Source organism: Microcystis sp. BLCC-F209 (assembly GCF_041928595.1).
Taxonomy (GTDB): Bacteria; Cyanobacteriota; Cyanobacteriia; order Cyanobacteriales; family Microcystaceae; genus Microcystis.
The window spans coordinates 1-12,976 of record NZ_JBHFLL010000171.1 but is presented as its reverse complement, the minus strand read 5'-3'; the positions used below and the strand labels follow the sequence as shown (position 1 = coordinate 12,976).

Genomic DNA, 12,976 nt, shown 5'->3' with positions numbered 1-12,976 from the left:
CTTTAATTATTATCTCATCTTTTTCGTCTCAGGTGTTTGAATATTTATACTTAGCTATCTCAAGAGCTTTCCGAGTATTTATACTTAGTGGTTTGCTCAACTTTCTCTGTCCTTCCCTTTGTGTTTTTCAACCTGCGGAATGTGGGTTATATCATTTTAGGAAACTTGCGCAAACAGCTAATTTATCCTCAAACGACAACGGAGATGAGTGAATCCCAATTAAAAGAAATCTTACAAGAAGTTAACCTGCAAGATGTTCTTAATCGCATCAAAAATTTTGATGAGAAAGTGGATTGGGAAAATATTTTATCTTTAAAAGAACAACAGCGTCTAGCCTTTGTGCGACTATTCGTTAATCAGCCAGATTTTGTGATTTTAGATGAAGCCACCAGTGCTTTAGATTTAAAAAATGAAGATCATTTATATAAACAGTTACAACAAACTGGCAAGACTTTTATTAGTGTCGGACATCGAGAAAGTTTGTTTAACTATCATCAAAAGGTTTTGGAACTTTCCGAGGATTCTACTTGGCGATTAATGAGAATGGAAGACTATCATCCATCAGCAGCGATTGCAACTCATTCTAACAATGCCAAAACCGTTGATGAAACGATAGGAATTGTCTCTGAAATGAACAATCAAGACAATTTTACCCATCAAGAAATGCAAAAACTGACCAACTATAGCTTAAGTACGATCAAAAATAAAGCCAGTCGAGGTCAAATAATTGTTGCCAATGATGGCATGATCTATCGTTATGACAAAACCCTTGATATTGCCCAATGGGTGAGAGTTTAGCTTCTCAGGGATCTTCGATTGAACTTAAAAAGATATATTGCCGCAGTTCGGGAACCTTCCAAGAAGATTCTCGACCTATGACATTGTTCGCCAATTCCGAGTTAAATTGACCAATTAAAAGCCGCCTGGACTTAAATAACTGGGATTTTCCTGTAGGGAAGTATCGAAGGGATTGGCCAAATCTTGGGTGCGAATTAAGGGGCCAGACTGTTGCTGTTGCATGACATCATAGTATAAAGTTTCAGTTAATTTGGCATCCCGGGTAATCATATTATCGAAATAGGAACCTTGCATAAAAGTACGCCAACCAAAAAGAGAGTTGAACTGTCCTAAAATGCTGGTGTAGTCGTAGAAACGACCCGTATTGTTATTAACAGCGCGGTTAAACAAACCAGGGATATGATTAAATCCTACCGCCGTATCGGGAGAGGGGACAATTTGCAATTGTTGGGTTTTTACCGGTGGGGGATTGGTGGCGGGTGGAGTTTCGGCGATCGCAGTAGGCGAACTCAACCAGACTAAACCGGTTAAACAAAACAGGGAAGGAAGTAAAAACTTAGCGCGCATGGGTAAAAATCTCCTCACAGGGATAGGGTTAATTTAAAAATCGCGTCAATGGGATGAGAAAGAAATTAATACTAGCGATCGAGTCAATATATAATGACTTTTGGCTCAATTGTAACCGAAATTTTGGAGTCAGTCAGGCTCCCAATCCTGAAAATATGGCTAATTCCTCGGTAGCGAATCTCGACACTGCTTCCCTGCGTCAATTTCTCCTTGATGCTCTTGTCCGTCTTGCCTATGGAGAGGGGGATTTCACCCTGTCTTCAGGACAAAAAAGCAGCTACTATATCAACGGTAAACAAGTTACTCTGACTGCTGAGGGAGCTTTAGCCGTGGGGCGTTTATTGCTGTCTCTACTGCCTCCAGATACCCAAGCGGTGGCAGGATTAACCCTAGGGGCGGATCCGATTGTCAGCGCCGTTAGTGTGGTATCTGCCTACGAAAATCGCCCGATTCCAGCTTTAATCGTCCGCAAAGAGGCAAAAGGTCACGGCACTATGGCTTATATCGAGGGGCCGACTTTAAACCCCGGTGCCGCGGTGGTTGTCCTCGAAGACGTGGTGACAACGGGGAAAAGTGCCATGGTAGCGGTAGAAAGATTACGGGATGCGGGTTATCAAGTAGATTTAATCATTGCTTTGGTGGATAGAGAGCAAGGAGGGGCGGAATTTTACCAATCTCAGGGAATAAAGTTTCAAGCTTTGTTTTCGATTCAGGATCTACAGGCGGCTTATCATAATCAATAGCGGTGAGTGGCCAGAAACGCTCGATAACTGGGTTTTAACAGTCGGATTGGCTCTGGGGATAAACCACAAAGGCACAAAGAACACAAAGAGGAAGACAGATTCAAGCGGGCTGCCTTCATTGCCTAAACGATAAGTTAAGTAGGTAGGCGTTAAAAATTATCAGAAACCCCCCTTATCAAGGGGGCTATCCATTAGTCAGATCTTTCTTAACAAAAAGAGAAGAAACTTAAAAAAAGGGGAAACGATTGATAGGTATAGTGTTGAAAGAAGGAATTAAGGTGGAGGTAAGCAAAAAAATGGAGAAATGGGCAGCCCAAGAATTACAGTATGCAGACCTAGGGGACACCAGAAGAAAGAAAAGGTTAATCAGTATCGTAGAAAACTTGGCCAGCCAACCTAGTACAAGTGTGCCACAAGCTTCGGGAAATCTAGCCGCCGCCAGTGCCACCTACGACTTTTGGAATTCCCCCTATTTTCACCCCTCAGATATAATTGCCGCCCAAGCTAAAAGTACAGTAGAAAGAATCAAAGAACATCCAATAGTTTTGGCAGTGCAAGACACAACAAGTTTAGACTTTACGACGCAAAAAGCCAAAAAAGGAATGGGTTATCTAGATTGTAAAACATCCTTTGGTCTCAAAGTTCATACCACATTAGGAGTCTCAGCGCAAGGAGTACCTTTGGGACTGATTAATCAATATGTCTGGGCAAGAGAAGAAAAGAATTTAGGGATTGCCAAGCAAAGAAAAAAAAGAGAAACTCAAGAAAAAGAAAGTCAAAGATGGTTAGATTCTTTGTCAGAAACACAACAACAAATACCCGAAGAAATTCAAGTCTTAACAATCGGAGATTCTGAGGCAGACATATTTGATTTATTTGCCCAGTCAAGAAATCCTAACTCTCATTTATTAATTCGAGGAACTCATAACCGAAAAGTTAACTATCTCGAAGACAAGCAAAGGTCAGGGCATCCAGAACCTAAATATTTACATCAATCCATCAGAGAAATAAAAGCCTGTGGTAGCCTAGATGTGCAAGTAAAACGCAATCCTAATCACGAGGCTAGACTAGCTAAACTAACAGTTAGATTTGCCAGTTTTGAAATACAAGTACCTAAGCATCACTCGAAAGCGAACCCTCGTCAACCGGTCAAATTACAGGTAATTTTAGCTGAAGAAGAAAATCCGCGTCCTGGAGTTAATCCTATCAGTTGGCTCCTCTTAACTAGCCTAGACATTAGTAGCTTTGAATCAGCGATAACCTGTGTGCGCTGGTATAGTTATCGCTGGTTAATAGAACGCTATCATTTTGTTTTAAAAAGTGGTTGTGGATTAGAAAAACTGCAATTAGAAACGGGTCGGAGAATTGAGATGGCTTTAGCTACCTATTCAATTGTAGCTTGGAGATTACTCTGGTTAACCTATCAAGCACGCTTACACGGAGAGGAGAGTTGTGAAAGTTTTTTGGAAGAACATGAATGGCAATCTTTGTGTGCCACTATTCATAAAAAGAGTCCGCCACCTAAAAAGCCGCCCTCCTTGGCCAGAAGCGGTCAGAATGATTGCTTCTCTTGGGGGGTTTTTAGGTAGAAAAGGTGACGGTGAACCAGGTGTTAAAACTATTTGGTTGGGACTGCGAAGGTTACATGATATCAGCGAGACTTGGAAACTATCTCATCAAATTAGTTCCCCCATAGAACCCCCTTGAGCCATCTGGCACACTTTTCTCTTTTTGTCAAATTTTATGTTAAGAAAGATGTGACTAATGGATAGCTTATCAAGGGGGGCAGGGGGGATCGAACCTAAAATCCATTTTTAATTTAATTATAACCAGCTACTTACTATAATACCATAATCAAGACAGAAGTTCATCAAATAGGTAATTATCAAATGAATTATAAGATTGAAATAGAACAAGAAGAAGATGGACGATATATTGCTGAAATCGTCGAACTTCCGGGAGTTTTAGTTTATGGCAATAGTCAACAGGAAGCTATTTCTAAAGTTCAAGCCCTTGCTTTGCGTGTCTTAGCCGATCAACTTGAACAGGGAGAACTTCCAGAAAATCACCTAAATTTATCATTTGTTGCTCTATGAGTCAATGGTCAGCAACGAAAGCTAAACAAGTTTTAAAAGCATTAAAAAGCATAGGTTGGAAAATTAAACGACAGACAGGCTCTCATAAAACTTTAGAAATATCTGGCTGGAATGATGTCGTTTTTGCTTTCCATGATGGCGATGAAATTGGCCATAAAATGTTAGCAAGAATTGCTAAATTAACAGGATTAACTCCAGATGATCTCTAATTTGGGTTAACAAATGATCGCAATTCTACAGCGAAAGCGTAACGCACCAATTTAATGATGAAGTTGGTGCGTTACGGCGGATTGTTAATTGAGGTTTTTTAACAGAGATTATCGCCGCAAACAAAAACATAAATCGTAGGGTGCGTTAGCCAAAGCGTAACGCACCAATTTAATGATGAATTTGGTGCGTTACGGCGGATTGTTAATTTGAGTTTTTTATCAGAAATTATCGCCGCCTAACGCACCCTACAAGCTATTAATAATAGCTTCGAGAAAATCTATCAATTTGTCCAGAAAATGACCACGCTTTTGATATTTGTCATATCGAGGTGCCAAAGGTGCTAATTTATAAAAGAAATTAATAAATCTTTGTCTTAGAACTACATAAGTTAACTGTATTAAGAATCTATATTCCAATAAAGACACCTCCCCACTAGGATCGATCGCATTTACCGGATTAACCCCAGCGTATAAATAATCATGCAAGGTTATCGGTTGATTATTGTAACCCTCAAAGGGATCAACGGAAGCAAAACGCCCTGTATTAGGATCATAATACCTTGCTCGTAAATAATAACCATCTACCGCATCATCAAACTGCTCACCAGCAAACAGATAATTATTCTCCGCATCCCCTACTTTACGGGTTAAATTACCATAAGCATCATAATCATATTCTACAATGACAGAACCATTATTACCCGTCATTAAACGAGTGCTACCTAAACCATCCACTTGATAGTAAATCCGATTTGCACCGTCATTTTGAGAGATTAAATCCCAACCGTGAGTATAGGTAGTATTAACTGTACCATTAGTTTGATATTCCTCAATCACTTGGGCGTATTGCTGTTGATTATTGTCGATTAAGAAGCGAGTCACCTCACCATCCACATTAATCGCCATTCGGATACCATTATGATCATATTCAAACTCAATGCGTCCGGTTTCGCCGTTTTCCGTGACTTCTACCGCGGTTAATTCACCCTTAGCATTCCACTCATAATTAGTGGTAGTTGCGCCATTTTCTACCTTAGCAAGGAGATTACCCTTATCATCGTATTGATATTGGGTAATATTTCCGCCAAGGATTTCTTTTAATAATCTGTCGTTTTTATCATAGTTATAGGTAGTTTTACCTGCCACTGAATCGACTTTTTCTAAACGATTTCCTACTGCATCAAAACTATAAGTAATCGTTTTGTTACCTGCTACAGTGTCAGTAATTTTCTCTTGGGTTAAGCGATAGAGATTGTCATAGGTGTACTCCACAGTGCGACCATCATTTTCTACCACTTTCACCCGATTACCCATTGCATCTAGGGTATAGGTATAACTAGAAATAATGCCCGTAGAGTTGCGGTTTTCGAGATAGGTTAAGCGATTTAATAAGTCATATTGTTGATTTTCAATCACCCCATTGGGGAAGACTGTTTTAATCAAATTACCCACCGCATCATAATCGTAGTCTGTTACTCCATTATCGGCATCTTTAACAGTATCAAGGCGATTCAACACATCATAAGTATAAGTAGTTGTGCCTGAAGGTACGGTTAAGGTAGGAATATTACTAGCCTTGTCGTAAGTATAGCTAATAGTACGGTTATCGGGTTCGGTACGACTAATTAATCTGTCACGCTCATCATAAACATAATTTGTTATCCCTCGGTTATCGATAACGGTAGCTAATTCCCCCGTCAAGGTATAGGTAAAGGTTTCCGTAGCTGTACCATCAGAGAAGGATTTTTCGGTTAACCAATTACGCTCATTATATTTATAGGTGGTGACTGCTCCATTAAAGTCAGTTACTTTGATTAAATTACCGATTTTATCGTGAATTGTCTCGTTACGTTGTCCACCAGGTAAGATGGTAGCTTTTAGACGGCGTAAACTGTCATATTCAAACTTAGTGATGTTACCATTTGCGTCTTTTTGCTCGATTAAATTACCCACTAAGTCATATTTATACTCAGTACGTTGATTTAAAGCATCAATTACCGCCGTTAGTCTTCCTAAAGCGTCATATTCATAATTAGTGGTATTTCCTGCTAAATCTGTTTCTGCTATCACTCGTCCTAAAGGATCATAAGTGGTAGTCATTACCGTATTATTAGCATAAGTTGTGGTAAGAAGGCGATCAAGCTCGTCATAATCATACTCAGTGATGCGCCCTAACGCATCTGTTTTGGCAATTTGTCGCCCGTCTGCATCATAATTATAGCTAGTAATTTGATTGAGGGCATTAGTAACAGTTAAAAGGCGATCAGCTTGATCATAATTAAATTCGGTACGATTACCTAATTCGTCAATTTCGGCAATTTTTCGCCCAGCTTTATCGTATTCTTTCTTAGTGCGGGGATTATCGGTTAAATTGTCAGAGGTACTATCAGGATAAATTACTTCGATTTCTCGCCCTAAAGCATCATAAATATAGATAGTTTTACGTCCTAATTCATCAATAAAACCCGTTAAACGATCTAAAGCGTCGTATTCATTTTGGGTGCGAGGGTTATCGCTTAAATTAGTAGGAGTGCTATCAGGTAAGATGGTTTCAATTAATAAACCACGATCATTATAACGGTATTCTGTGCGTCTTCCTAATGCGTCTATTTCTGCTACTTTTTCCCCAGCGGCGTTATATTCGGTTTTAGTAATACCCCTTGCACAACCACAACTACTCCCTTCAGGATCAGCTTTTTCAATCAAGCGTCCTTGAGCATCATAGATATAATTAGTAATAGCACCCAAAGCATCAGTAACACTCGCTACTCGTCCATTACTATCATAGGTAAAGGTGGTTTTTGCTCCCGTAGGATCGGTTAATTCAGTTAAGTTACCACGATTATCATACTTAAAGTTACTAATTTTACCATTAGCATCGGTGACAGTAGTTAAAAGTCCCAAGGAGTCATATTTATATTCAGTAACATTACCTTCTGTGTCTTTCCGTTTGGTGAGATTCCCGTTATTATCATAGGTGTAAGTGGTGACAAAACCTAAAGCAGTAGTCTCTGTCAAGATGTCGTTACTTTGGTTATAAGTAAAGGTTTTCTTGTCACCTTCCCCATCGGTTTCTGTCAGCTTATTACCTCGACTATCATAGGTATAACTGGTGATATTACCTTCGGGATCGGTTTCACTTAACAGGTTATTATCTTCATCGTAAGTGCGTAAAGTAATACCCCCTAATTGATCAACTTCTTGAATAACATTACCTTGAGCATCAAAAACCCGGGTAATAGTCTTACCAAAAGGATCTCGAATGGTTTGGCTATTAGTAGCATTATTAAAGGCGATATTTAATTCGTTACCATTAGCGTCAATAATTTTGCTGATTTGTCCATTTTCGTCATACTCTGTACGAGTCGCACTGCGTCCCAAGGGATCAATAATTTCTGTTAAGAAGTGTTGACGATTGGGGTCATCATAAACTAGCTCGGTGGTGTTATTAGTGCGGTCAATCACCTCAATTAAATCACCGTTGCTATCATAAACATATTTAATAGATTTACCATCAGGATCGATAATTTCAGTAATGCGACCTTGACTATCTCGTATAAAGTCAATTTCAGCACCCGTTGAGCTAGTAATACCCTCATCGGAGAAGGTTAATTTATTGCCATTTCTGTCGGTGACATCAATTAAACCAAAATTCTGATCATAGTTATAAACCGTTCCGTCTTTGGTGGTTAATTTGTATTGCGAGGGATTATAACCAAGAAAACTGAATAAAAATGCTCCTACAGTACCGTCACTACGAATAGTTAAAGGAGAGTTTTCTGTTTCTAGCTTATCAAATACCCCCGCATCGGGAGTAAAGCTAGGAGCATAAATTGCACCGAAGAAACTAGCAGAGACTGGTACAGGATTAAAAGTAAATCCAACGCGGCGGCCATCGGGAGTATTTAAAGTTACTCGTGTCCCGACGGAGAAGGTATTAGAAGTCCCAAATAAATCGGAATTAGCCTCACTTAAATCTCGTCCATCAGGGGAAGACTCGACAATTTTGGCATCTTGTAAACCTAAATCCCAACCATAGCCAAAATCTCCTTGGCTTGCACTTTCTAAGCTATTATAACGACGGACAATTTCAATGGGAATACCAGTTAAAGGAATAGATAGGTCAGTATATTCTAGGGAAAAGTCACCCGGTTTATTTTGTCCCGTCACATTTAAAATAACGCCTTGAACATTACCATTACCACTAAAATCAAAAGCGGTAATTTTTATTAGATAACTTCCATTTGCTAACAAACGAGGATCTAGATTAGCTACCTGCTGATTAGTAACATTTTGAGTGCCTTTTGTCAATAAAGTATAATCTGGATCATTTTCCCCGATATTGCTTAAATCAACTGCTTCAATCGGGGCAATTTCCACTCGATAAAATTCGAGGTTATCATCTGTGATGGTAGCAATAATATCTGTGGGTGACTTGATAATGCCTTGGGTGGCTTCTAAGTTAGTCTTGTTAATTTCAACAACAGGTGCTTCGGTATCACTGGGATCTAGTACCCGCACTTCAATTGTTTCTGTATCCTGATTACCGGCTGCATCTGTAGCAGTAGCAATAATTTGATAAAGTCCTGCTTTTTGACCGACAAAAGTAGCAGTATTAATTTGTCCATTGGGACTATTGGGATTAAGGGTTAGCGGAGTTGTATTAGCCGTTAAAGTGAGGATTTTAACTTCGATATTATCCGTTGCTCGAACTTGGAAATTAACACTTTGACCAATATTAATCAGGTTACTATTAAAGCCTAATTCCACTACCGGATTAGTAATATCATCATTGCTAAGGGTTAAGTTATAGGTTTGAGTGGTGATTCCCCCGCGTCCATCGCTGACTTGAATCGTCACAGGATAAATACCTTGATTTTGGGATGCAGATTGCCAACGAATACGGCCAAATTGATCAATAGTTAAACCTTGAGGTGCTTGTAAGAGATTATAGGTTAAAGTGTCGTTATCTGCATCTTTGGCAATAACATCATATTTGTAAGTAACGCCTAATTGAGCTAATTCTAACGGCTGAGAATTAATAATCGGTGCTTGATTAGGAGTAACTCGGATATAGTAATTTTGATAGGCAATCCCACCATCTGCATCCGTCGCTGTGACTGTAACTTGAAAATCACCGTTAGTGGTGTTTTGAGTTTGCCAAGTAATTAAACCTGTATTTGTATCAATAGTCATCCCATTGGGTTTAACCGTTAAATTGTAGCTAATAGCGGTATTTTCGGGATCATTAGCCTCGACATCGTATTGATATAATCCCCCAGCACCAATGATGATTTTAGGTGTGCTGGTAATACTAGGTAAGTTGTTGTCTAATGTAGCTAAAACTTGTAATTGATAGGATTGGGTATTGGTCCCACCAAAACCATCGCTAACTTTGATTTCAACGGTTTGTTTTCCTAAGTTAGTAGGGGTATAGGCTATTAAGCCAGTATTGGCATTAATGGTCATCCCTTCCGGGGGATTAATTAGGCTATAGGTCAGGGTATCATTATCAAAATCAGTGGCTCTTACTTCATAGCTGTAGGTATTATTAATCAGGGTAACGGTGTTAGGAGAGGAGATAATTTGCGGTGGGGTGTTAATCCCTTTAGTATTGAGGAAAAATTCTTGAGTAGCAATACCTCCTTTACCGTCAGAGACTCGCAAAACTACTCGATTATTACCGATTTGACTTTGTTTCGGTTGCCAAATTAAGCTACCAGTTTCTGCATCAACTGCCATGCCTTCAGGTTGATTGAGTAAGCTATAGGTTAACCTGTCATTATTGGCATCGGTAGCAGTGGCTCGATAGGTTAATAATTGTCCTATTTGGGCAGTTTTAGGTGCTGTGCTAGTGAATACGGGAGCTTGATTGGGGATAGGTTGATCAATTTTTTGGTTGCCAAAGTTGATGTTACTAACAGTTTCTCCTGCTTTGAGAGCGACAATGTGATAGCTAATACCGCCAGGAATTTCAGCAGTAATGTTAACATCAAAAGATCCGTAGTTATTATACCAACCATATCCATCCATCGTGCCTAAAAACAGCCTTGTTGCTCCTTCAGGAACAATAATTTCCTGAGTTACACCATCATTATTTTTCCCATCACCAATAAAGAAAACTTGTTTTACTTTAGGTGATAATTTTGTATAATTAATACCATTAGTAATATTGCCAGTTTCTTCAAAGTTTAGTTCATCAGGCGCAGATGTTAAATTTGGTTGTTCATCTGTCAAGAATACACCAACTAGACTATTAATAGGAGCAGTTAGGTTAGAAATTCCATTTTCATCTAACTCTCTATGAGAGAAGAAGATGCCACCATCAGGAGTTAAACCTGATGGAAATGGATCATTATTAACACTACCTGTTACATCAAAAGTAAGAGTTGAAGCAGCAACAATCGGCAATTGTGAAACCAGTATAGGAGATTGATTAGGTGCAACATCTCCCCCACTAGCTGCCGCACCATCAGGCATTCCTGACAGCCAAGGGTCGTTAATTCCTAAAACTTGAAGATATATTGTTACTATTTGTTCTTTATCATTTGGATAAGTTTGTTTATAATCTGTGGGTATAATTTCCCTGACAATATAAGTACCTGCTTCTAACCCAGTGAATTGATATTTTCCGTTTTCATCGGTGATTTGACTAGACTCATTATTATCAAAAGTGCCATTATTATTTGAGTCAAGATAGACGGTAATTCCTTCTAAAGCAGGTTCATTGTTAATAAATGTCCAGGAAAGAATATCATGGTTTCCTAATCCTGCCCCTGTAGCAGAAGTAAAACCGACAAAAAACTCATTTTGTCCGAGAATTTCAGCAATATTAATTGTTGCGGAAACAGTGGCTTGTGTAGGGCGATTAGAGTCTTGAGAGACTCTAGCTTCTAGTAATTGTGACGAGCCATTATAGTCAATCCAAACATTCCAAATTTCTCCATTATTGAAGCGAGTAGGAATATTAGCTTGGACAAGAGAAGTTGTACTTCCATTAACATTAATACCAATATGATTGCCATTATTTTGATCTTGGCTACCATTATTAAATGTATCTAATTCAACAACAACAGTATTGTTTAAGCCTTCATAACCAATTCCTCCCCCTGCACTACCAATGGTATCTGTTGGACTGATAATAAAAGCTATACCATCCGCACCTTCACCATCTTCATCCCCAAGCCCGCTAGATTCAGAAATAGAAAATTTGAAGTTAGTAGAAAATAATAGATTTTGGTTACTATCTCGAACAAGGTTAAAGGGATTTTTTAATAAAGCATTCCCAGATGAGTAGAAACTATTTAATGATAGCCTTAAAGCATTATCTACGATTGCAGTATCTCCAGACAATATTAAAGAAGATACATCTACAGAAAAATCCTCAAAATTAGCTGAATCCCATATTCCATTACCGTTGGTATCTTCCCATTTAACCCCTTCAATTGTTCCTAATAAAGCATTATTTAACGCAATAACAAACTCTTGGGTATCCACACCCCCACGATTATCCGTAACCTTAACAGAAATATCATAGTTACCAACAGTTTTACCTGCTGTATTCCAGAGAATTTCTCCTGTTAAATTATCAATGCTCATTCCTTGAGGAGCATCAACTAAAGAATAGGTTAAATTATCTTTGTCAGGATCAATCGCATTAACATCATAAACATAATTTTGACTGGTACTAGCTTTAAGAATAGGCTCAGAGATGATGACAGGTGCATAATTATCCGTTTCTTCTTCTAACACCAATAAAGTATAAACCTGAGTCGCAATACCCCCCTTACCATCATCAACTTGTAAGGTTATCTCGGTTTCTCCTGAGACGGTGGGAGTGAATGTAACAACACCTGTATTTTGATTGATTACCAAACCATTGGGGGCATTGATGACAGAATAGGTTAAATTATCATTATCAGCATCAGTCGCATCAGCATCATAACGATATTCATTGTTGAGATTACCAGAAACGACGGGATTGGAAACGAATACTGGAGGACGATTTGGTTGAGAATCAATAACGTTGGTTACTACCCCTAAATTATAAGTTTGGGTATCCCTTCCCCCTTTACCATCTTCCACTGAAATAGAGATGTTATAATTGCCGATTGTTGGGGATTGCCAACTTAAAACACCAGTATTATTGTCAATGGTTAAACCATCAGGGGCAAGGGAGAGGGAGTAGAATAAGGTATCATTATCCGCATCAACGGCATTTGCATCATAACTATAATCATTACCGACAATAATCTTTAACTCAGGATTAGTCGTAAATTCAGGAGCATTATTCGCGGAAACAGCAGAAACAATTAAGTTACTAGGGTTAATGACAAAACTAATGGTTTGACTATCATTCCCTCCTTTACCATCACTCACAGTATAAACAAAATTGCCACCATTACCATTAACATCTGCTAGGGGTGTGTAAAGCAAAGAAGTTAGAGAATTAATCGAAATCTCATCACCCACATTAATAACTGTGCCATCAGCTAAAGTTATTTTTCCTTTGCTATTATCTGGTAATTGAGTGACAGAAACCGTTAAAGTATCCCCATCAATA

6 protein-coding genes and 1 pseudogene are annotated in these 12,976 nt (G+C 38.8%); 5 read left to right on the top strand and 2 right to left on the bottom strand.

Going from position 1 to position 12,976, the window contains the following annotated elements; translation table 11 throughout:
* Nucleotides 1-204 precede the first annotated feature (204 nt).
* On the top strand, nt 205-798 hold the full coding sequence (locus ACE1AQ_RS10540) for an ATP-binding cassette domain-containing protein (RefSeq protein WP_374808385.1): 594 nt from the start codon (nt 205-207) through the stop codon (nt 796-798).
* Between the two features lie 114 nt (nt 799-912).
* On the opposite strand, the gene ACE1AQ_RS10535 is transcribed toward ACE1AQ_RS10540, so the two are convergent.
* Complete coding sequence (locus tag ACE1AQ_RS10535) at nt 913-1,365, bottom strand: hypothetical protein (protein WP_008203496.1); 453 nt, start codon at nt 1,363-1,365, stop codon at nt 913-915.
* A gap of 53 nt (nt 1,366-1,418) precedes the next feature.
* Between ACE1AQ_RS10535 and pyrE the strand changes: the two genes are divergently transcribed.
* The 4 genes and pseudogenes from pyrE (at nt 1,419) to ACE1AQ_RS10515 (ending at nt 4,413) form a co-directional block, all read left to right on the top strand.
* The gene (gene pyrE, locus ACE1AQ_RS10530) at nt 1,419-2,108 is read left to right on the top strand and encodes an orotate phosphoribosyltransferase (RefSeq protein WP_374808384.1); all 690 of its coding nucleotides are present in this window, start codon (nt 1,419-1,421) and stop codon (nt 2,106-2,108) included.
* A 296-nt stretch (nt 2,109-2,404) separates the two neighbouring features.
* Nucleotides 2,405-3,815 (top strand): annotated as a pseudogene (locus tag ACE1AQ_RS10525) (IS4 family transposase).
* Nucleotides 3,816-3,997: 182 nt separating this feature from the next.
* Complete coding sequence (locus tag ACE1AQ_RS10520) at nt 3,998-4,204, top strand: type II toxin-antitoxin system HicB family antitoxin (RefSeq protein ID WP_008207114.1); 207 nt, start codon at nt 3,998-4,000, stop codon at nt 4,202-4,204.
* The gene (locus ACE1AQ_RS10515) at nt 4,201-4,413 is read left to right on the top strand and encodes a type II toxin-antitoxin system HicA family toxin (protein ID WP_008207116.1); all 213 of its coding nucleotides are present in this window, start codon (nt 4,201-4,203) and stop codon (nt 4,411-4,413) included. The genes ACE1AQ_RS10520 and ACE1AQ_RS10515 overlap by 4 nt, the downstream gene beginning before the upstream one ends.
* Before the next feature lie 246 nt (nt 4,414-4,659).
* On the opposite strand, the gene ACE1AQ_RS10510 is transcribed toward ACE1AQ_RS10515, so the two are convergent.
* Nucleotides 4,660-12,975, bottom strand: coding sequence for a putative Ig domain-containing protein (locus ACE1AQ_RS10510; RefSeq protein ID WP_374808381.1), 8,316 nt, complete (start codon nt 12,973-12,975; stop codon nt 4,660-4,662).
* Nucleotide 12,976: the final 1 nt, after the last annotated feature.

Excerpts from the sequence above, each read along its gene's own strand:
- ACE1AQ_RS10540 (WP_374808385.1), top strand. The coding sequence starts at position 205 with ATGAGTGAATCCCAATTAAAAGAAATCTTACAAGAAGTTAACCTGCAA.
- ACE1AQ_RS10535 (WP_008203496.1), bottom strand. The coding sequence starts at position 1,365 with ATGCGCGCTAAGTTTTTACTTCCTTCCCTGTTTTGTTTAACCGGTTTA.
- pyrE (WP_374808384.1), top strand. The coding sequence starts at position 1,419 with ATGAGAAAGAAATTAATACTAGCGATCGAGTCAATATATAATGACTTT.
- ACE1AQ_RS10520 (WP_008207114.1), top strand. The coding sequence starts at position 3,998 with ATGAATTATAAGATTGAAATAGAACAAGAAGAAGATGGACGATATATT.
- ACE1AQ_RS10515 (WP_008207116.1), top strand. The coding sequence starts at position 4,201 with ATGAGTCAATGGTCAGCAACGAAAGCTAAACAAGTTTTAAAAGCATTA.